This is a genomic window from Frigoribacterium sp. VKM Ac-2530 (assembly GCF_015350835.1).
GTDB lineage: Bacteria > Actinomycetota > Actinomycetes > Actinomycetales > Microbacteriaceae > Frigoribacterium.
Map to the genome: position 1 here is coordinate 590,736 of NZ_JADKSE010000002.1, position 19,705 is coordinate 610,440.

Sequence of the window (19,705 nt, forward strand, 5' to 3'; positions counted from 1 at the left end):
AGGGAACACCGAGGGCGCGGACAGATACTGGGGCCATGAGCGACGGCCCCAAGATTCTCATCGTCGATGACGAGCCCAACATCCGCGACCTGCTGACCACCAGCCTCCGGTTCGCCGGCTTCGCCGTGCGAGCGGTCGGCAACGGCGCGCAGGCGATCTCCGCGGTCCTCGAGGAAGAGCCCGACCTGATCATCCTCGACGTGATGCTGCCCGACATGAACGGGTTCGGCGTGACCAAGCGCCTCCGGTCGTCGGGCTACACGTCGCCGATCCTGTTCCTCACGGCGAAGGACGACACGGAGGACAAGATCACGGGCCTGACGGTCGGCGGCGACGACTACGTGACCAAGCCGTTCAGCCTCGACGAGATCGTCGCCCGGATCAAGGCGATCCTCCGCCGCACCATGAACGAGGACGAGGACGCGATCATCCGCGCCGGCGAGCTCACCATGGACCAGGACACCCACGAGGTCACGATCGGCGAGACCGCGATCGAGCTCAGCCCCACGGAGTTCAAGCTGCTCCGCTACCTCATGCTCAACCCCAACCGCGTCCTGTCGAAGGCCCAGATCCTCGACCACGTGTGGGAGTACGACTTCAACGGCGACGCCGGCATCGTCGAGAGCTACATCTCGTACCTGCGCCGCAAGCTCGACCAGTTCTCGGCCGAGCCGATCATCCAGACGAAGCGCGGCTTCGGCTACATGCTCAAGGCCGCCAAGGCCTGACGCGGAACGATCACCGGTGGCGCCCGGGAGCCTCGGCTCCCAGGCGCCACCGGTATCTTCGCTTCTCATGCACGAACGCCTGTCGCAGTGGTGGAACGAGATCTCCATCCGCACCAAGATCACCGGGATCACGGTCACCCTGGTGACCCTCGGCCTGCTCGTGGCGGGCCTCGGCACCATGACGGTGCTCAGCACGTACCTCTACGGCCAGGTCGACCTGTCGCTCAAGTCGGCCGCCGAGAGCTTCACGGGTGCCTCGCCGAGCGCGACGAACGCCCAGTCGTGCACCGTGACCTTCGGGGCGACGAGCAGCAGCTTCGTCGCGCTCTTCCGTGAGGACGGCACGCGCATCTGCGACAACGCCGACGAGCTGCAGGGCGGCACGGGGCCCGACCTCTCGGCCGTCGACCTGCCGAAGGCAGGCACCACGGCCGAGCCGATGAGCGTGTACAACTCCGACCACGACCAGCAGTGGCGCATCTACGCGTTCGACAAGACCCTGACCCAGCGCGACCAGGCGACCGGGGTCGTGGAGCAGATCGACGCCACGATCGTCACCGGCACCAACCTCGCCAGCACCAACGCGGTCATCGGGCGCTTCAGCGGCATCTTCCTGGGCTTCGGCGTCTCGGTCATCGTGCTCGGCGCCGCCCTGACCCGACTGCTCGTCACGTCGACGTTCACCCCGCTGCGCGACGTCGAGGCGACGGCGGCCCGGTTCGCCGACGGCGACTTCAGCCAGCGACTCGACTCGACGACGCCCAACACCGAGGTCGGCCGCCTGAACCGGTCGCTCAACACGATGCTCAGCCGGATCGACTCGGCCTTCGACGACCGGTCGCGGACCATCGACCAGATGCGCCGGTTCGTCGGCGACGCCAGCCACGAGCTCCGCACCCCGCTCGTCAGCCTGCGCGGCTACGCCGAGCTCTACCGGATGGGCGCGCTGACCAAGCCGGAGGACGTCGCCCAGGCCATGGACCGCATCGAGAAGGAGGCGATCCGGATGGGCGTCCTCGTGCAGGACCTCCTCGCGCTCGCCCGTCTCGACGAGTCGAAGCCGCTGGAGCTCGGCCCGGTCGACCTGGTGGCCATCGCCCGCGACTCGGCCCTCGACACGATGGCGTCCAACCCCGACCGCGACATCGCCGTCGTCGTGCACGACCCGGTCGTCAGCGACGCGCCGGACGAGGCGCCGGTCGCCGCGCTCCCTGCCGCGCCGGACGACGCCGCAGCCGTGCCGCCCGGGTCGACGGGGGCGATCTCGTTCGCGGGCGCGACCCTCGCGCGCCTCCGCGGCCTGAGGGCTCGAGCCGTCAGGGCGGGCGACCCCGTGGACGACGGGCAGGCAGGCGACCTGTCCGGCCACGGCCCGCAGGCACCGGCCGTGGTGCTCGGCGAGGAGAACAAGCTGCGCCAGGTGATCACGAACCTGATGGGCAACGCGATGCGCTTCACCGAGCACGACAGCCCGATCGAGCTCGCCGTGCAGTCCGACCCGGGCCGCGGTGTCGCGACGATCGACATCGTCGACCACGGCGAGGGCATCCCGCCGCAGATCCGCGAGAAGATCTTCCAGCGCTTCTGGCGTGCCGATTCGTCACGGACCCGCGACACGGGCGGCTCGGGTCTCGGCCTGGCCATCGTGTCCGGCATCGTGTCGGCGCACGGCGGCAGCGTCGACGTGTTCGACACCCCCGGAGGCGGTGCGACGTTCCGCGTCGCGCTGCCGCTGTTCCCCGAGGTCGGGGGCGCGGGTGCTGGTGCTGGTGCTGGTGCTGGTGCTGGTGCCGATCAGGTGTCCGTGGCGCCCACCGCCTCCTAGTCCCGCCGGGCGCCAGTCCCGCGATTCGCGCGCCCTGGTCCAGTGATCTGCGCGCGATCCGCCCTGCCCGCACCACAGAAGCTGGCCGCCGAGTCTTGCGCCGCGCGGATCACTCTCGCCTTGCGACCCCACGCCCCAGACAAGGTGCGGGGCAGCCGCGGCCCCTATCCGCTCACGCGACCCACCCGTGATCCGCGCGCGATCCGCATCATCGGAACCGCGCCTCCCGCACCGCGACCGACGCCGCACGCGGATCACTCTCACAGTGCGGGTGCGTCGCAGATGCCGACCGAGGCGCCTCCAGTACCGGAGAATCCGGGTACAGCGACGACTCCGAGCGCGCTGCGGTCGGCTTCTGCGGCTCACGCGCGCACGTGCACGGCCCCTGGTTCGCAAATGCCGACCAGCGTGCCCACAACAACCGCTTTTCCCGTTGTTGTGACGCGCGGGGACACCGTCTGGTCGGCATGTGCGGAAGAGCACCTGCACGTGCACGAACGCAGGCACGAACGCAGGCCCGAACACGCACCCGCACCCGTACGCACGCGCACCCGCACGAACGCCGAAGGGCGGCTCCCCCGGAGGAGAGCCGCCCTTGCGGTGTGACTGGTGCGGTCGCGGACTAGAAGTCCATGCCGCCCGAGGGGTCGCCGGCCGGGGCCGGGTTGCGCTCGGGCTTGTCGGCGACGACGGCCTCGGTGGTCAGGAACAGACCAGCGATGGAGGCGGCGTTCTGCAGGGCAGAGCGGGTCACCTTGGCCGGGTCGATGATGCCGGCGGCGATCATGTCGACGTACTCGCCGGTCGCGGCGTTGAGGCCGTGTCCGACGGGCAGGCTGCGGACCTTGTCGGCGACGACGCCGGGCTCCATGCCCGCGTTGAAGGCGATCTGCTTCAGCGGAGCGTCGATGGCGACGCGCACGATGTTCGCGCCGGTCGCCTCGTCGCCCTCGAGGTGCAGCTCGGCGAGAGCGGTCTTGCCGGCCTGGATGAGGGCGACGCCACCACCGGCGACGATGCCCTCCTCGACGGCTGCCTTCGCGTTGCGGACGGCGTCCTCGATGCGGTGCTTGCGCTCCTTGAGCTCGACCTCCGTGGCCGCGCCGGCCTTGATGACGGCGACGCCGCCGGCGAGCTTGGCGAGGCGCTCCTGGAGCTTCTCGCGGTCGTAGTCGCTGTCGGTCGCCTCGATCTCCGAGCGGATCTGACGGACGCGGCCCGCGATCTGCTCGGGGTCGCCGGCGCCCTCGACGATGGTCGTCTCGTCCTTGGTGATGACGACCTTGCGAGCACGGCCGAGCAGGTCGAGCGTCGCGTTCTCGAGCTTGAGGCCGACCTCCTCGGCGATGACCTGGCCACCGGTGAGGATGGCGATGTCCTGCAGCTGGGCCTTGCGACGGTCGCCGAAGCCGGGGGCCTTGACGGCGACCGACTTGAAGATGCCGCGGATCTTGTTGACGACCAGGGTCGCCAGCGCCTCGCCGTCGACGTCCTCGGCGATGATGAGCAGCTGCTTGCCGCTCTGGATCACCTTGTCGACGACGGGGAGGAGGTCCTTGATGTTCGAGATCTTCGAGTTGACGATGAGCACGTAGGCGTCCTCGAAGACGGCCTCCTGGCGCTCGGGGTCGGTCACGAAGTACTGCGACAGGTAGCCCTTGTCGAAGCGCATGCCCTCGGTCAGCTCGAGCTCGGTGCCGAAGGTGTTCGACTCCTCGACGGTGACGACGCCCTCCTTGCCGACCTTGTCGATGGCCTCGGCGATGAGCGCGCCGATGGTGGGGTCGGCGGCGGAGATCGAGGCGGTGGCCGCGATCTGCTCCTTGGTCTCGATGTCCTTCGCGTCGGCGAGGAGCTGGGCCGAGACGGCGGCGGCGGCCTTCTCGATGCCGCGCTTCAGCGAGATGGGGTCGGCGCCTGCGGCGACGTTGCGGAGGCCCTCACGGACGAGCGCCTGGGCGAGCACGGTGGCGGTGGTGGTGCCGTCGCCGGCGACGTCGTCCGTCTTCTTGGCGACCTCCTTGACGAGCTCGGCACCGATCTTCTCGAACGGGTCGTCGAGCTCGATCTCCTTGGCGATGGAGACGCCGTCGTTCGTGATGGTGGGGGCGCCCCACTTCTTCTCGAGCACGACGTTGCGGCCGCGCGGGCCGAGCGTGACCTTCACCGCGTCGGCCAGGATGTTCAGGCCGCGCTCGAGGCCACGACGGGCCTCTTCGTCAAAAGCAATGATCTTAGCCATGTGTTTCCTCGTCCCTCCCGGACGTCATGAAGCAGAAGCATTGGCACTCACCAACGGCGAGTGCCAGGGACGATTCTGGCACTCTCACCTATGGAGTGCAAGTGAGCCCCGCACCTCACGACGCCCGGCCGGGGTCAGGCCAGGCGGACGCTCTCCGCCTGCGGCCCCTTGTCGCCCGTGCCGACCTCGAAGACGACCGCCTGGCCCTCCTCGAGGACCTTGTAGCCGTTCATGTCGATGGCCGAGTAGTGGACGAAGACGTCCTGTCCGCCGTCCGTCACGGTGATGAAGCCGTAGCCCTTCTCCGCGTTGAACCACTTGACGGTGCCCTGTGCCATGGTGTCGTTCCCCTTGCTGTGCTCTGGTGCGGCGCGTGCGGTGGTGCCAGTGCCGGGACCAGATGCTAACCAGGGCGCGCGGGCCCGCAGAAGGCCTGGGCGCAGGGTTAACCCGTCAGAAGTGACGAATTCACACGTTCCGCAACGAGGCGGCAACACGGCCGCAACGGGACGGCAACGAGGAGGCGCGCCTCAGGACGCGTAGTCCGCCCCCAGCACCGCGGTCACCGACGAGTCGGGGAACGCGTCGCTCAGCTCGACCGTGGTCGCGCCGAGGTCGCGGGCCACGCCGCGGGCCACGGCCTCGTCGGCCGCGTCGGCGTAGTAGACGATCGTCGAGGGCACGGTGCCGTCGGCGTTGCCCTGGCCGGCCACGGTCCAGCCGGTCTCGGCGAGCGCCAGCGACGCACGGCTCGCGAGGCCGCTCGTCGTCGTGCCGTTGAGCACGGTGATCGTGGTGACGTCGGGGTCGACGGACGCCGGGTCGGCGGGGGCGACGGTCTCGGCCGGCGTCGTGGGGGCGGCGGTCCCGTCCGTCGCGTCGTCGGCCGGCGTCCCGGAGCCGGCCTCGGCCGTCTCGTCGGAGGTCGGCGAGACGAACTGGAAGCTGTCGTTCGCGACGCCGAGGTACACGACGCCCGCGCCGACGAGGACGCCGACCGCGAGGGCGCACCACGCGAAGACGACCCAGCCGCGACCTCGCCGTGCCACGGCTCGGTGGGCCCCGACCCTGTGCAGGTCGTCGGGCACCTCGTCGAATCGGTCGCGGGGGTGTTTCGCCATGGTGTGGTGTCGGTCTTCCGTGTGGGTCAGCGGTCGGTCGGCCCGAACGAGCGGGCGGCCCTCGCCCGCGAGCGCTCCTCGCGCAGTCGCAGGAGCCTCCCCACGAGCATGGGCGAGTAGGCAAGTGCAGCAGGTCTGTCGAGGAGGGAGCCGAGCATCTGCTGATAGCGCGCGGTCGTGAGGCCGAGCTCGCGCCGCACCGCCGCCTCCTTCTGTCCAGGTGAAGAAGGGCTGCGCTGCTCGAAGTCGAGCAGGGCACGGTCGCGCTCGGACAGCGCGCTCGTGCGCACGTCCGCGCTGCTGCTGCCCTCGTCGCTCACTGCCCCGCCCTCTCGGTCCCGGCCAGCTTAGGGGCGGGCGGCGGAGCAGCCGGGGAGGCGCGGGGCGGTTCGGCCGGTCCGCTCGCAGCCGTCAGCCGGTCGTCCACAGGCGGGTGCCGTGGGCGTCCCCCACCGCCAGGGCACGCCCGTCGAGGGCGAGCACGGCGAAGGACTCGTCCGGGGGCACCCCGTCGGGCAGGACGACCGGCACGTCGTGCAGCAGGCCCCGCCGCTCGTACGAGATCCACCGCGCGCCCAGGCCGCGCACCAGGTCGACGAACTCCTGCCGACGGCGTCCGGGCAGGTAGACGAGCGTGCCGGTCGAGACGACGACGAGCGTCGCGTCCCGGGGCGCCTCGGCCGCGAGCCGCGCGAGGTCGTCGACGGCGTCGCCCCGCTCGACCCGAGGAGGCGCGGCGCCGGCCACCGAGACCGCCTGCGCCAGCAGCGCGGCCCGCCCCGTCGCCCCGGGCGGGAGCAGCGCCTCGAGCCAGCCCACGTCCGCCGCGGAGAGCACGTCGAGCGGGTCGAGGTCGAGGCCTGCGCGCCAGACGACCTCGGGCAGCCGCACCTCGCCGAGGTCGCCGTGCACGACGACGTCGAGCTGGACGGCGCTGTCCGGGGCGCCCCAGCGCACGTCGCCCGCGCGGTGCCCGTAGCGGTCGGGCAGCAGGCCGAGGCCGGCCGAGGCGCCGACCTCGAGCAGGGCGACCGGCCCCTCCACCCGAGCCAGGGCGAGCGACACGGGGCTGGTGCGCCGCACGTCGTTGGTCTGCGTGAGCCGCCGGCCGAGCTCGTCGAGGAACCGGTCGGGGTGGTCGAGCAGCCAGCGCCGCAGCTCGGGCCAGGGGCCGAGGGGCGCGCCCAGCCACCTCGCGACGGCGAGCACGAGCACCGGCTGGCGCCGCGCCTCCTCGGCTCGCTCGACCAGCGCGAGCACCTCGGCGTCGCCGGCGATGCCCCGGGCCGCAGCCGCCCAGGTCGGCGACCCCTCGAGCAGGACGGCGTCCGCGTAGGCGGCGAAGCGGTCGGAGAGGGTCGGCGGCGGGGTCACCGGCCGAGTCTCGCACCCCTGGGAGGCAGCCCCGAGGAGGCGGCGGCGCGGAATGGGCGTCGGCGGCGCGGTGTTCAATGGAGAGTCCCCGACGAGCAGGCCCCGACGCCTGCGAGTCCCCCCTGACGCAGAGGAGTGCACCATGGCGAACGAGCCCGTGTCGTACCAGGTCGAGAAGTCCGACGAAGAGTGGCGTCGTGAGCTCGACCCCCAGGCCTACCAGGTGCTCCGCCAGGCGGCGACCGAGCGCCCGTGGACGGGCGAGCTGCTCGACGAGAGCCGTGCCGGCGTCTACGCCTGCGCCGCCTGCGGCGCCGAGCTCTTCAAGAGCGGCACCAAGTTCGACAGCGGCTGCGGCTGGCCGAGCTTCTACGAGTCGGTCGACCCCGAGGCCGTGCAGCTGATCGAGGACGACTCGCTCGGCATGGTCCGCACCGAGGTCCGCTGCGCGACCTGCGGGTCGCACCTCGGCCACGTGTTCCCCGACGGCTTCGGCACCCCGACCGGCGACCGCTACTGCATGAACTCGATCTCGCTCGACTTCAAGGCCGAGGGCACCTCGGCCGGCGACCAGGCCCAGGCCTGATGGGCGCCGTCGCCGACGCTGCCCGCCGGCGACGGTCCCGCGCGAAGGTGACCGACGAGGCGCCCGGGCACGGACAGCTGCTCGAGCTCGTGCAGGCGGCCGCGACGGTGGCTGACCACTCGTCCCTGCGGCCGTGGCGCCTCATCGAGCTGCGCGGCGACGACCGGCTGCTGATCGGCCGAGGGCTCGCCGAGGCGAGCGCTGCCGACGGGAAGTCGGCCGAGAAGCTCGAGCAGAAGTCGCTCCGGGCGCCGCTCGTCCTCGCCGTCGTGCTCTCGCCCGTCGAGAGCCGCAAGGTGCCCGAGTGGGAACAGGAGAGCGTCGCCTCGGGCGTCGCCCACCTGCTGTCGCTCGTGCTCGACGACGAGGGCTGGGGCGTGTTCTGGCGCACCGGCACCGACACCCGCCACGAGGCGGTGCACCGGGCCCACGGGCTGGCGCCGCACGAGAAGCTGCTCGGCTGGCTCTACGTCGGCGGGCGGACCGAGCGCGACGAGAAGCCCCGCAAGCTGCTCGAGCCCGGCCGCTTCGTCAGCGCACCGGGCTCGGCGACGGCCTAGGCCGCGGCTGGCAGGCTGCGCCCGGCAGGCCGTGCCTGCCAGGCCGTGCTCACCAGGACTTGCGGCTCTGCCCCACCACGGTGATCGGCAGCCAGAACGAGCCGGTCATGAGCACGATGCCCGCGAAGAAGACGAAGGCGTTGGGCTCGTCCTGGCCGAACGAGTACGCGAAGAGCGCGAAGCTCGCGAGCAGCAGGATGATCGAGCCGATGGCGGTCAGGACGTTGGTCATGGGAGCTCCTCGTGGTCGGTGCCCGGGGCGACCGGGCGCGACCGCACGGGTCGCTGCAGCTCCTACTTCACCACTTGCGCCGGGTCTGCGCCAATCCTGCGTGGCGTGCAGGCCGTCCGCCGCGCCCCAGCCCGTGCCCGCCGCTCTCGTCCGTCGCCCTCGTCCGTCGCCTGCCCGACGTCGGATCGGTAAGATGGGTCCGCCCGCCGCCTTGGCGCAGTCCGGTAGCGCAGTGCTCTTGTAAAGCGAAGGTCGTCGGTTCGAATCCGACAGGCGGCTCCCCCGGCCCCGTCCCGCCCCTCGGCGGGGCGGGGCCTTCCCCGTGCCGGCCTCAGCCCTCACCCACCGCCCACAGCCCCGCAGCCCCCGACGACGTGCGCTCCCGACGAGAGGACCTCTCGACCGTGCCGTCCCGCCCGCCCGCCGCCTCCGGCAGCCCCTTCCCCCGGCCCCGCGACTTGCTGCGCATGGGGCCGCACGACGGCGCCCACCTGCCCGCCCTCCGAGTGGCCGTGTCCGTCGTGCTGCCGCTCGCGGTGCTCGTCGCGATCGGGCACGCCGAGTGGGCGCCCTACGCCACCTTCGGCGCCTTCGCCTCGGCGTTCGGCCGCGGGCTCGGTCGCGTGCAGCGCCTCGGCATGCAGCTCGAAGCGGGCGCGCTGCTCGTCGTGGTCGTCGTGCTCGGCACGGCGCTGTCGGCGGCGCAGCTGCCCGCCGTGGCCCTGGTGCCGGTCGTGGCGCTCGTGGCGGGGGCGGCCTCCGTGGTCGCGGACGTGCGCGGCTGGAACCCGCCCGGCCCCCTCTTCCCGGTCTTCGGGCTCGGCGTCTGCGCCTTCGTGCCTGCGGTGCCGGCGAGCATCGGGATCGCGGCGGTCGTGTCGTCGCTGAGCGTGCTGCTCGCGCTCGCGACCTCGCTCGTCGGGCTGGTCCGCCGCTCCGGCCGGCGGGCCCTCGCCGAGCCCGGCGCCCGGGTCGTCGGGCGCCCCGTCGTCGGCGTCGACCTGCGCCGCGCCCTCCTGCACGCCGGCGTCTGCCTGGTGGCCTCGCTCGCGGCCGGTCTCCTCAGCGTCGGGCTCGGCCTGCAGAACCCGTACTGGGCGATGGTCTCCGCCGTGGTGCCCGTCGTGGGCCGCGCGACGTCGGGCCAGCTGCTGCGAGCCGGCCACCGCCTCCTCGGCACGGTCGTGGGGCTGGGCCTCGCGACCCTGCTGCTGGTCCTGCAGCCGAGCGCCGTCGCGCTCGTCGTCGCCTTCGGGGTGCTCCAGTTCGCGACCGAGCTCGTCGTCGCACGGAACTACGGCCTGGCCCTGGTGTTCATCACGCCGATGGCGCTCGGCATGCCCGCCATCGGCGGCGCGCCCGTCGACGTGGGGGCCCTGATCGCGGCCCGCGGCGCCGACACGGCGATCGGGGTGGGCGTCGTCGTGCTGGTGCTCCTCGCGACGCACCGGCTCCGCAGCAGGCCCGCGTCGGACGGCGCGCCGACCAGGCTCGCCTAGGAGGCGTCGGCCTGCGCGCGCGCCCGCCGGTCGCCCCGGGACCACCAGACGAGGTCCGCGACGCCCTGCGCGATCAGCAGCACGGCGACGAGGGACACGATCAGCGTGATCGTCTCGACCGGCCCGCCGGAGGTGAGGGTCAGCAGCTGCACGACGAGCCCGAGCACGCCGAGGACGATCTCGAAGACGGGAGGCAGGACGGTGCCGGTCTTCGTCAGCGTGAACCAGGGGCGGCGGAGTTCGCTCATGGTCCGAGTCTAGGGAGGACGTATCCTCGACCGGGTCGCCCGGACGGCGACACGGCACGCCGCCGCGCGGCACGACCCAGGAGGCCATCGTGAGGACCAGGCAGGTGCCCGTCGACCCCGACGTGCCGAACTGGCTGCTGACGAAGGACGGCGGCCTCGTGCGGCCGATCGTGACCGTCGTCTCCGCCGCGCTGCTCGCGGCCAGCATCCTCACGAGCCTGCTCGTCGGGGGCGGCAGCCTCACCGTCGTCGCCGTGCTGCTGCTCGTCGTGGCCGTCGCGGTGACCGTGTGGGCCGTCGTCGACGTCGTCTGGTGGACCCTCGGCGGTCGTCGCCGCATCGTCCGACTGCCGCGAGACCCGAACGGCTGACGCCTCTCCGCCCGACGACACATGCTGCCGAGGGCATGTTCGTGCCCCGCGATCCTGGCAACCGCACAGAGAACTGCGCCGTAAACTTGACCGATGCACCCGACCGGTGCTCACGATCTCTCCGGCTGCCGACGACCACCGTTCGTCGCCCGAGCCGGTGCACACGCCCGAGACAATTCGACAGGGAGTCCCGTTGACAGGACACGCCACGACAGGCGCGGCGCCCACCGACGCCGCCTTCTTCGGAGCCGACGCCGCGACCCTCGAGGCCGACGCCGCCGAGCGCGAGGCCGGAGCCGCCTCCGCGGCCGCACGGGACGACGACGCCGCGGTCCCCGCGGTCGGGGCAGGCAACGCCACGACGCGCCACCGCAACGTCGCGCTGCTCAGCGTCGCGAGCACCATGGCGACCCGCGTCACCACCTCCGCCAGCATCGACGAGAAGCTCCGTCCGGTGCTCAAGCGCCTCAAGCTGCCCACGGGCCTCCTGCAGCGCGTCGCCGGCGTCGAGGAGCGACGCAACTGGGCCGAGGGCCAGAGCTTCGACGAGGCCGCGATCGACGCCGGCAAGCGGGCGCTGGCCGAGGCCGGCGTCCGACCCGACCAGGTCGGCCTGCTCATCAACACCTCCGTGACGCGGCCGCACCTCGAGCCCTCGGTGGCCGTCCGGCTGCACCACGGGCTGGGGCTGCCCTCGTCGGCCACGAACTTCGACATCGCGAACGCGTGCCTGGGCTTCGTCAACGGCATGACCCTCGCCGCGCAGCTGATCGACGCCGGCCAGATCGACTACGCCGTGATCATCGACGGCGAGGACGCGGACGACGTCCAGGTCAACACCATCGACCGCCTCCTGACCAAGGGCTACGAGCGCGACGACTTCATGAGCGAGTTCGCGAGCCTGACGCTCGGCTCCGGCGCCGCGGCGGCCGTGATCGGCCGTGCCGACCGCCACCCCGAGGGGCACCGCATCCTCGGCGGCGTCACCCGTGCGGCGACCGAGAACTACGACCTCTGCGTCGGCAGCGTCGACGGCATGTTCACCGACGCGAAGGCCCTGCTCAAGCGCGGCATGGAGCTCGTCGTCTCGGCCTGGAAGGAGGCGGCCCGCGACTGGAACTGGCAGCGCATGGACCGCTACATCATGCACCAGGTCAGCGACGTGCACACCGGCGCCTTCGTGAAGGCCGCGGGCATCGACCGCAAGCGCGTCCCGCTCACCTACCCCACCCTCGGCAACGTCGGCCCGGCCTCGATCCCGATCACCCTCGTCGAGGAGTCGCGCACCCTCTCCAAGGGCGACCGCGTGCTGCTGATGGGCGTCGGCTCGGGCATCAACACCGCGATGATGGAGCTCGCCTGGTGAGTCGCCTGCCCTCGGCCGCGCGGGCGACGTCGCCCGCGACGCTCCCCCCGGCCGGGCTCGACGGCCTCGACCCGTCGTGGTCGCGGCTGGTGACCGTGCCCGCAGGAGGCGCCGAGCGCGTCGAGCGCACGTGGCACCTCCTCGACAACGCCGCCTCCCTCGAAGCACTCGGGGTCGAGCCCGTCGGCACCGTGCTCTGCGTGCACGGCAACCCGACGTGGTCGTACCTCTGGCGTCGTCTCGTGGCGCAGGCGACCGAGGCCGCCGCAGCTGGCCGGCCCGCCTGGCGCGTCGTCGCCGTCGACCAGCTCGACATGGGCTTCTCCGAGCGGACCGGCGTCGAGCGGGGGCTGCCTCAGCGGGTCGCCGACCTCGCCGCGCTCACCGCCGAGCTCGGCCTCGACGGCCCCGTCGTCACGCTCGGACACGACTGGGGCGGCGTCGTCTCGATGGGCTGGGCGGTCGACCACCCCGGCCATCTCGCCGCGGTGACGATGCTCAACACGGCGATCCACCAGCCGGCCGACGAGCCGATCCCGGCGCCCCTCCGCCTGACGCTCGCCCGCGGCGTCCTCGGACGCGCGACCGTCGCGACGACCGGGTTCATCGACGTGACGCTCGGGCTCGCCCACCCCGCCCTGCCGGACACCGTTCGGGCGGGTTACCGCGCTCCCTACCTCGGCGCCCCGCGCCGGGGCGGCGTCGGCGGCTTCGTGGCGGACATCCCGGTCGACCAGCAGCACCCGAGCCGGGCGGAGCTCGACCGGATCGCGGGGGCGCTGCGCGACGTCACCGTCCCGAGCCTGATGCTCTGGGGGCCGCGCGACCCGATCTTCGGCGACCGCTACCTCGACGACCTCGTCGACCGCCTCCCGCACGCCGACGTGCACCGATTCGAGGGCGCCGGGCACATGATCGCCGAGGACGTCGACTACGCGGCCGCCGTGCTGACCTGGCTGGGCGACCGGTTCCCCGAGGGGCCGGGCCGCACCTCCTCGTCCGGCGACGGCCGCTCCTCCTCGACCGGCGGAGGTGCAGCGGCGACCACCGCAGGCCTGCCAGGCACGGCGCCGACGACCGCCGAGGAGGCGCCGGGCACCCTCCAGGACCGCCCGCTCTGGTCGTACCTCGACTCCCTGGCCGACAGCCCCGAGGCCGCCCTGATCGAGATGGTGCCGCACGGGGCCGCGCGCGGCTCCGGCGCCCGCCGGGTCAGCTGGCGGCTGCTCAGCCGACGGGTGCACGAGATCGCCCTCGGCCTCCGCAAGCACGGCGTGCGACCGGGCGACCGGGTCTCGCTGCTCGTGCAGCCCGGGGCCGACCTCACCGCCGTGCTCTACGCCTGCGTGCGCATCGGGGCCGTGGTCGTCGTCGCCGACGCGGGGCTCGGCGTCCGCGGGCTCACCCGCGCCGTGCGCGGCGCGTGGCCCGACCACGTCATCGGCCAGCTGCCCGGCCTGACGGCAGCCCGCGCCCTCGGCTGGCCGGGACGCGTCGTCTCGACCCAGCGCCTCTCGCCCGTGCTGGCCCGCTCGCTCGGTGTCGAGACCTCGCTGCCCGAGATCGCCGCCCTCGGTCGTCGAGCCCACGCCGCGATGGCCGAGCTGCCCGAGCCGCCCGTGGCCGAGGCACCCGCCGCGATCCTCTTCACGTCCGGCTCGACGGGGCCCGCCAAGGGAGTCGTCTACCGGCACGGCCAGCTGACCGCGCTGCGCGACGCCCTCGCCGACCGGTACGGCGTCGGGCCCGGCACCGGCCTCGTCGCCGGCTTCGCCCCCTTCGCCCTGCTCGGCCCCGCGCTCGGCGCGACGAGCGTGACGCCCGACATGGACGTCACCTCGCCCCGCACGCTGACCGCCCGCGCCGTCGCGGCGGCGGCCGAGGCGGTCGACGCGACGGTCGTGTTCCTCTCCCCCGCCGCGCTGACGAACGTGGTCGCGACCGCGGACGAGCTCGACGAGGCCGGTCGCCGGGCACTCGCCGGGGTGTCGACGTTCCTGTCGGCCGGAGCCCCCGTCTCGGCGACGCTGCTCGCCGCCGCGGGCGACCTGATGCCGGGAGCCGTGCCGCACACCCCCTACGGCATGACCGAGGGACTGCTGATGACCGACGTCACGCTCGACGAGGTCCGCGAGGCCGCCGGCGACCCGTCGGCGAACGGCGTCTGCGTCGGCCGCCCGGCGCCGACCGTGCAGGTGCGCGTCGCTCCGCTCGACGAGGCAGGGCGCGCCTCCGACGCCTTCTCCGACGCCGTCGGCGTCACGGGCGAGATCGTCGTGTCGGCGCCGCACCTCAAGCACGGGTACGACCGGCTGTGGCTGACCGACCGGGCCAGCGTGCGCGGCGTGGGCGACACGACGGGCGTGGGCGGCGCTGCCGCCGGGACCGACGCCTCCTCGGCCGGGTCGTCCGGTCGGTGGCACCGCACCGGCGACGTCGGGCACCTCGACGAGCTGGGCCGGCTCTGGGTCGAGGGGCGCCTGCCGCACGTCGTGACGACCGCCTCCGGCCCCCTGACCCCGGTCGCCGCCGAGCAGGCCGTCGAGTCGCTCGCCGGCGTGGCCCGCGCGGCCGTCGTCGGCGTCGGACCGGCGGGCACGCAGCAGGTCGTCGTCGTCTGCGAGGGGTCCCCCGCCGTGCGGCGTCCCGGGCTCGCGGCCGCCGACCTCGCCGCCGACGTGCGGGCGGCCGTGCTCGACGCGGTCGGCCACCGCGTCGCCGCCGTGCTCGTCGTGCCGGAGCTGCCGACCGACGTGCGCCACAACAGCAAGATCGACCGCGCGCGCCTCGCGACGTGGGCCGCGTCCGTGCTCTCGGGCGGACGGATGCGCCGCCCGTGAGGGTGCTCGTCACGGGCGCCAGCGGCCTGCTCGGCGGCGCCGTCGCCCGGGCCGTCGCGGCCGCCGGGCACGAGGTCACGACGTTCCAGCGTCGACCGTCGGGCGTCGCCGGGGTGCGCGACGTCGCCGGCTCGATGACCGACGCGGCGGCCGTCGCGGCGGCGGTCGACGGGCAGGAGGCGGTGGTCCACCTGGCCGCCAAGGTCTCGCTGGCCGGCGACCCCGCCGACTTCGAGGCGGTCAACGTCGGGGGCACGAGCTCCCTGCTCGACGCGATGCGCGCCTCCGGCGTGGCCCGCCTCGTCTTCGTCTCGTCGCCGTCGGTGGCCCACGGAGGCGCCTCGATCGTCGGCGAGGACGCCGCGCCGGCATCCCCCTCGGGGGCACGTGGCGACTACGCCCGCACCAAGGCCGCGGCCGAGCTGCTCGCCCTCGCCGCAGCGACGGACGAGCTGCGCGTGGTCGCCGTGCGGCCGCACCTGGTCTGGGGCCCCGGCGACACGCAGCTCGTCGAGCGCATCGTCGAGCGGGCCCGGCAGGGGCGGCTGCCGCTGCTCGACCACGGGGCCGCCCTGATCGACTCGACCTACGTCGACAACGCCGCCTCGGGCATCGCCGCCGCGCTCGAGCGGGTCGACGCCCTCTCGGGCTGCTCGTACGTGATCACCAACGGGGAGCCGCGCACGGTCGCCGACCTGATGGCGGGCATCTGCGCCGCGGGCGGGGCACCGGTGCCGCGCCTCCGCGTGCCGGCCGGGCTCGCCCGCGTCGCGGGATCGCTCGTCGAGCGCGTCTGGGCCGTGCGGCCCGGCGCCGACGAGCCGCCCATGACGCGGTTCCTCGCGGAGCAGCTCTCGACGGCGCACTGGTTCGACCAGCGCCGCACGCAGCACGACCTCCGGTGGATGCCCGAGGTCTCGGTCGACGAGGGCCTCCGCCGCCTGGCCGCCTGGTACGACGCGGGCAGCCCCGCCGTCTGACCCACCCGCGCCCGCACGACCCGGCGAACGAGTTGCCCGAGAAGGCTGCCCCGCCCGCGCCGGGCGACCGTTCGGGGCAACTCGTCCGAGCCCTGGTGCGCACACTTGCACGACCCGGCGAACGAATTGCCCCGAAAGACTGCCCCCGCACGTGCGGGGCGACCATCCGGGGCAACTCGTTCGCGCCCACGGGCGAGGCGCGCGGGGCGGCAAGCGGCTAGATGACCGCGTCGCTCCAGCCGTCGGGGTTGCCGAAGCGGTGCGCCGTGATCGACACGGCCTGCTCGCGCAGGAACGGCAGCAGCTCGAGACGTCCGGTCGGCGTGACCGGCGCGGCGAAGACCGCGACGGCCGGGTCGCCGCCGAGCGCGTCGGCGAGGGCCGAGGAGGCGGCGCCCCCGTCAGCAGCGCCCGTCACGAGGCGCACGCGCTCGGTCCGCAGCCCGCCCGCCCGGACGCGGTCGTGCCAGGCGTCGTCGTTCTCGACCCGGATCGCCCCGACGCCGAGGCCGAGCGCTGAGACGAACGGCTCGGGGAGGGCCGTGGCGACGGAGGCCGTGAAGGGCGAGCCCGAGCGCAGGGCGGCGAGCAGCACGCGCACCACGTCGGCGAGGGAGGCGCCCTCGGCGGCGCGCACCGTCACCGCGAGCGGGCGGTAGCGCAGCAGGTCGCGCTCGAGCCCGAGCTCGCTGACGTCGCGGGCGACGCCGAACTCGGAGGCCCAGACGTGCTCGTCGGTGGCGACGGCCGCGGCGACCAGGTCGGCGTCGGCTCCGAGCGACGGGGTCGCCGCGCGGAGGGCGGCGGCGACGGCCTTCGTGGGCCGCGCCTCCGTCGAGGCAGCACCCGCGAGCGTCGTCGGCGTCCACGACCCGAGGTGCACGAGGTAGTTCGGACCGCCGGCCTTGGCCCCGGCGCCGACCGACGACTTCTTCCAGCCGCCGAACGGCTGACGCCGCACGACCGCGCCGGTGATGCCGCGGTTCACGTAGAGGTTGCCGGCCTCGACGCCGTCGAGCCAGGTCGACAGCTCGGCCGGGTCGAGGGTGTGCAGCCCGGCGGTGAGGCCGTAGTCGGTGGCGTTCTGCAGCGCGATCGCCTCGTCGAGGGTCGCGGCCGTCATGACGCCGAGCACCGGGCCGAAGTACTCGGTCAGGTGGAACTCGCTGCCCGCGGCCACCCCGGCGCGCACGCCGGGCGACCAGAGGCGGCCGCTGTCGTCGAGCCGACGGGGCTCCACGAGCCAGGACTCCCCTGCGCCGAGCGTCGTCAGCGCGCGCTCGAGCTTGCCGGAGGCGGGCTCGATGATCGGGCCCATCTGGGTCGTGGGCTCGGACGGGTACCCGACGCGCATGGTCGAGGCCGCGTCGACCAGCTGGCGGCGGAACCGCTCGGAGCTGCCGACCGAGCCGACGAGGATCACGAGGCTCGCGGCCGAGCACTTCTGCCCGGCGTGGCCGAACGCGGACTTGATCACGTCGGCGGCCGCGAGGTCGAGGTCGGCGCTCGGCGTGACGATGATCGCGTTCTTGCCGCTCGTCTCGGCGAGCAGCGGCAGGTCGGTGCGCCAGCTCGTGAACAGCGCGGCCGTCTCGAAGGCACCGGTGAGGATGACGCGGTCGACGGAGGGGTGCGAGACGAGGTGGCGGCCGAGGTCGCCCTCGTCCACGTCGACGAGCCGCAGCACGTCTCGAGGCACGCCGGCCTCCCAGAGCGCCTCGACCATGACGGCGCCGCAGCGCTTCGCCTGGCCGGCCGGCTTGACGACGACGCTGCTGCCCGCGGCGAGCGCCGCGAGCGTCGAGCCGGCGGGGATCGCGACGGGGAAGTTCCACGGCGGGGTCACGAGCGTCAGGCGCTCGGGCACGAAGTCGGCGCCGTCGACGACGTCCAGCTCCTCGGCGAGGTGGGCGTACCAGTTGGCGAAGTCGATCGCCTCGCTGACCTCGACGTCGCCCTCGGCGACGGTCTTGCCGGTCTCGCTCGCGGCGACCTCCATCAGGTCGGCCCGTCGGGCGGCCAGCGTGACGGCGGCGGCACGGAGGACCTCGGCCCGGCCCGCGCCTCCTCGTGCCGCCCACGCGGGCTGTGCCGCGACCGCGCCGGCGACGATCTCGTCGAGCACGGAGGCGTCGGTCACCCGCGCCTGCTCGATCAGGTCGACGCCGAGCACCGAGTCGGTCGAGCGACGCTGGATCTCGCGGCCCCAGGCGCGGTTGTCGGCCTTGGCGGGGTCGGTGTCGGGCTCGTTGTCGAAGCCGCTGCCGGCCTCGCGCGGCCGGAGCGCCTGGGCGTCGTCGAGTCGGCTCTGCACGCGGTGCGGGGCGGGCGCCTCGACGTCGACGTCGGCGAGCGAGGCGAGGAACCGGCCCTTCTCGCGCTCGAACATCGCCTCGTTCGAGGCGAGCTCGAAGACGGCCGACATGAAGTTCTCGCTCGAGGCGTTCTCCTCGAGGCGGCGGATCAGGTAGCTGATGGCGACGTCGAACTCGCGCGGGTGCACGACCGGCGTGTAGAGCAGCAGCCCGCCGACGTCGGCCTTGACGAGCTCGGCCTGGCCCTCGGCCATGCCGAGCAGCATCTCGAACTCGACGCGGCCGCCGACGCCTCGCGCCTCGGCGAGGAGGTGCGCGAAGGCGATGTCGAAGAGGTTGTGGCCCGCGACGCCGATCTTCACCGCGCGCGTGCGCTCCGGCGTCAGCGCCCAGGCGAGGACGCGCTTGTAGTTCGTGTCGCTGGCCTGCTTCGTGTCGTAGGTGGCGAGCGGCCACTCGTGCACGACGGCGTCGACGGTCTCCATGGCGAGGTTCGCGCCCTTGACCACGCGGACCTTGATCGACGCCCCGCCCGCGTCGACCCGTCGGGTCGCCCACTCGGTCAGCCCCTGCAGGGCGCCGAGGGCGTCGGGGAGGTACGTCTGCAGCACGATGCCCGCCTCGAGGCCCTTCAGCTGCGGCTGGTCGAGGAGGCGCGTGAAGACCGCGATCGTCAGGTCGAGGTCGCGGTACTCCTCCATGTCGAGGTTGATGAACTTCGGCTCGCGCGAGCGGGCGGCGAGCTCGTACAGGGGCGTGAGCTTCTCGACGACGCGCTCGACGGTCTCGTCGAAGGCCCACATCGAGAGCTGGCTGACGATCGACGACACCTTGATCGACACGTAGTCGACGTCGTCGCGCTCGAGAAGCGCCCGGGTGCCCGCGAGGCGGTGCTCGGCCTCGGCGTCGCCGAGCACGGCCTCGCCGAGCAGGTTGAGGTTGAGGCGCGTGCCCTCCGCCTTGATGCTGCTGATGGCCGCGCCGAGCTTGGCGGGCCGGGCGTCGGCGATGAGGTGGCCGACCATGCCGCGCAGCACGCGTCGGGCGACGGGCACGACGACGCCGGGCAGCACGGGGGCGACGACGCCGCCGACCCGGACGGCTCCGCGCATGTACCAGGGCAGGAACGCGGGCACCTGCGACGCGAGGCGCGACAGGTTGCGGGCGGCGACGCTCAAGTCCTCGGGGCGGACGACGCGGTCGACGAAGCCGATGGTGAAGGCGAGGCCCGACTCGTCCTTGAGCACCTGGGCGAGCAGGTGGGCCGAGTCGGTGCTGGGCGCCGACGACGCCTCGTGCGCCCAGCGGCGGGCCAGGGCGACGGCGTCGTCGCCGATCGACTCGGGGAGGGCTGCAGCTGCCGGCCGGGCCGGCTGGTCGATGGTGGTCATGCGGTCACGATAAGACCGGAACTTGCC

Annotated in this window: 17 protein-coding genes and 1 tRNA gene; 10 read left to right on the forward strand and 8 right to left on the reverse strand. The window is 73.5% G+C overall.

From position 1 onward, the window contains the following. Nucleotides 1-35: 35 nt before the first annotated feature. Nucleotides 36-728, forward strand: coding sequence for a response regulator transcription factor (locus ITJ48_RS11660; RefSeq protein WP_123355366.1), 693 nt, complete (start codon nt 36-38; stop codon nt 726-728). 67 nt (nt 729-795) lie between these two features. After that, the gene (locus ITJ48_RS11665) at nt 796-2,553 is read left to right on the forward strand and encodes a cell wall metabolism sensor histidine kinase WalK (protein WP_194613801.1); all 1,758 of its coding nucleotides are present in this window, start codon (nt 796-798) and stop codon (nt 2,551-2,553) included. Nucleotides 2,554-3,175: 622 nt separating this feature from the next. Here ITJ48_RS11665 and groL read toward each other — a convergent pair. From groL to ITJ48_RS11690, 5 genes are all read right to left on the reverse strand, one after another. After that, the gene (gene groL / locus ITJ48_RS11670) at nt 3,176-4,795 is read right to left on the reverse strand and encodes a chaperonin GroEL (RefSeq protein ID WP_192040916.1); all 1,620 of its coding nucleotides are present in this window, start codon (nt 4,793-4,795) and stop codon (nt 3,176-3,178) included. A 134-nt stretch (nt 4,796-4,929) separates the two neighbouring features. Then, nucleotides 4,930-5,133: a cold-shock protein gene (locus ITJ48_RS11675; RefSeq protein WP_123547899.1), complete on the reverse strand. Its 204-nt coding sequence runs from the start codon at nt 5,131-5,133 to the stop codon at nt 4,930-4,932. A gap of 192 nt (nt 5,134-5,325) precedes the next feature. Beyond that, complete coding sequence (locus ITJ48_RS11680; protein WP_194613802.1) at nt 5,326-5,916, reverse strand: LytR C-terminal domain-containing protein; 591 nt, start codon at nt 5,914-5,916, stop codon at nt 5,326-5,328. A 26-nt stretch (nt 5,917-5,942) separates the two neighbouring features. Next, nucleotides 5,943-6,236, reverse strand: coding sequence for a DUF3263 domain-containing protein (locus ITJ48_RS11685; protein WP_194613803.1), 294 nt, complete (start codon nt 6,234-6,236; stop codon nt 5,943-5,945). 91 nt (nt 6,237-6,327) lie between these two features. Next, complete coding sequence (locus ITJ48_RS11690; RefSeq protein WP_194613804.1) at nt 6,328-7,290, reverse strand: DUF2332 domain-containing protein; 963 nt, start codon at nt 7,288-7,290, stop codon at nt 6,328-6,330. Nucleotides 7,291-7,447: 157 nt separating this feature from the next. Between ITJ48_RS11690 and msrB the strand changes: the two genes are divergently transcribed. Both msrB and ITJ48_RS11700 read left to right on the forward strand, forming a co-directional pair. Beyond that, nucleotides 7,448-7,876: a peptide-methionine (R)-S-oxide reductase MsrB gene (gene msrB, locus ITJ48_RS11695; protein ID WP_123548307.1), complete on the forward strand. Its 429-nt coding sequence runs from the start codon at nt 7,448-7,450 to the stop codon at nt 7,874-7,876. Beyond that, nucleotides 7,876-8,436 (forward strand): nitroreductase family protein, encoded by a 561-nt coding sequence (locus ITJ48_RS11700; RefSeq protein ID WP_194613805.1) that lies wholly within the window; start codon nt 7,876-7,878, stop codon nt 8,434-8,436. Before msrB ends, ITJ48_RS11700 begins: the two co-directional genes overlap by 1 nt. A gap of 49 nt (nt 8,437-8,485) precedes the next feature. Here ITJ48_RS11700 and ITJ48_RS11705 read toward each other — a convergent pair whose 3' ends face one another. After that, nucleotides 8,486-8,668 carry a hypothetical protein gene (locus ITJ48_RS11705; protein WP_123547894.1) on the reverse strand — a complete coding sequence of 61 codons (183 nt, stop codon included), beginning with the start codon at nt 8,666-8,668 and terminating at the stop codon, nt 8,486-8,488. A gap of 205 nt (nt 8,669-8,873) precedes the next feature. On the opposite strand from ITJ48_RS11705, the gene ITJ48_RS11710 reads away from it, so the two are divergent. Both ITJ48_RS11710 and ITJ48_RS11715 read left to right on the forward strand, forming a co-directional pair. Next, nucleotides 8,874-8,947, forward strand: a tRNA-Thr gene (locus ITJ48_RS11710). 125 nt (nt 8,948-9,072) lie between these two features. Then, nucleotides 9,073-10,167, forward strand: a complete 1,095-nt coding sequence (locus ITJ48_RS11715; protein ID WP_194613806.1) for an FUSC family protein — start codon at nt 9,073-9,075, stop codon at nt 10,165-10,167. Here the strand turns inward: ITJ48_RS11715 and ITJ48_RS11720 are convergent. After that, a complete protein-coding gene (locus ITJ48_RS11720; RefSeq protein ID WP_192040910.1) occupies nt 10,164-10,415 on the reverse strand; it encodes a hypothetical protein in 252 nt (83 codons plus the stop codon). The two genes, ITJ48_RS11715 and ITJ48_RS11720, sit on opposite strands and share 4 nt — an antisense overlap. Nucleotides 10,416-10,504: 89 nt before the next feature. Between ITJ48_RS11720 and ITJ48_RS11725 the strand changes: the two genes are divergently transcribed. The 4 genes from ITJ48_RS11725 to ITJ48_RS11740 all read left to right on the forward strand — a co-directional run bounded on the left by ITJ48_RS11725 (nt 10,505) and on the right by ITJ48_RS11740 (nt 15,972). Continuing rightward, nucleotides 10,505-10,786 (forward strand): hypothetical protein, encoded by a 282-nt coding sequence (locus tag ITJ48_RS11725; RefSeq protein WP_194613807.1) that lies wholly within the window; start codon nt 10,505-10,507, stop codon nt 10,784-10,786. Nucleotides 10,787-11,189: 403 nt separating this feature from the next. Further along, nucleotides 11,190-12,152: a 3-oxoacyl-ACP synthase III gene (locus ITJ48_RS11730; RefSeq protein WP_194614453.1), complete on the forward strand. Its 963-nt coding sequence runs from the start codon at nt 11,190-11,192 to the stop codon at nt 12,150-12,152. A gap of 5 nt (nt 12,153-12,157) precedes the next feature. Then, nucleotides 12,158-14,992, forward strand: a complete 2,835-nt coding sequence (locus tag ITJ48_RS11735; protein ID WP_194614454.1) for an alpha/beta fold hydrolase — start codon at nt 12,158-12,160, stop codon at nt 14,990-14,992. Then, nucleotides 14,989-15,972 (forward strand): NAD-dependent epimerase/dehydratase family protein, encoded by a 984-nt coding sequence (locus tag ITJ48_RS11740; protein ID WP_194613808.1) that lies wholly within the window; start codon nt 14,989-14,991, stop codon nt 15,970-15,972. The genes ITJ48_RS11735 and ITJ48_RS11740 overlap by 4 nt, the downstream gene beginning before the upstream one ends. Nucleotides 15,973-16,189: 217 nt before the next feature. Here ITJ48_RS11740 and ITJ48_RS11745 read toward each other — a convergent pair whose 3' ends face one another. Then, complete coding sequence (locus ITJ48_RS11745; protein ID WP_194613809.1) at nt 16,190-19,678, reverse strand: bifunctional proline dehydrogenase/L-glutamate gamma-semialdehyde dehydrogenase; 3,489 nt, start codon at nt 19,676-19,678, stop codon at nt 16,190-16,192. Nucleotides 19,679-19,705: the final 27 nt, after the last annotated feature.

Excerpts from the sequence above, each read along its gene's own strand:
- ITJ48_RS11660 (WP_123355366.1), top strand. The coding sequence starts at position 36 with ATGAGCGACGGCCCCAAGATTCTCATCGTCGATGACGAGCCCAACATC.
- ITJ48_RS11665 (WP_194613801.1), top strand. The coding sequence starts at position 796 with ATGCACGAACGCCTGTCGCAGTGGTGGAACGAGATCTCCATCCGCACC.
- groL (WP_192040916.1), bottom strand. The coding sequence starts at position 4,795 with ATGGCTAAGATCATTGCTTTTGACGAAGAGGCCCGTCGTGGCCTCGAG.
- ITJ48_RS11675 (WP_123547899.1), bottom strand. The coding sequence starts at position 5,133 with ATGGCACAGGGCACCGTCAAGTGGTTCAACGCGGAGAAGGGCTACGGC.
- ITJ48_RS11680 (WP_194613802.1), bottom strand. The coding sequence starts at position 5,916 with ATGGCGAAACACCCCCGCGACCGATTCGACGAGGTGCCCGACGACCTG.
- ITJ48_RS11700 (WP_194613805.1), top strand. The coding sequence starts at position 7,876 with ATGGGCGCCGTCGCCGACGCTGCCCGCCGGCGACGGTCCCGCGCGAAG.
- ITJ48_RS11705 (WP_123547894.1), bottom strand. The coding sequence starts at position 8,668 with ATGACCAACGTCCTGACCGCCATCGGCTCGATCATCCTGCTGCTCGCG.
- ITJ48_RS11720 (WP_192040910.1), bottom strand. The coding sequence starts at position 10,415 with ATGAGCGAACTCCGCCGCCCCTGGTTCACGCTGACGAAGACCGGCACC.
- ITJ48_RS11730 (WP_194614453.1), top strand. The coding sequence starts at position 11,190 with ATGGCGACCCGCGTCACCACCTCCGCCAGCATCGACGAGAAGCTCCGT.
- ITJ48_RS11745 (WP_194613809.1), bottom strand. The coding sequence starts at position 19,678 with ATGACCACCATCGACCAGCCGGCCCGGCCGGCAGCTGCAGCCCTCCCC.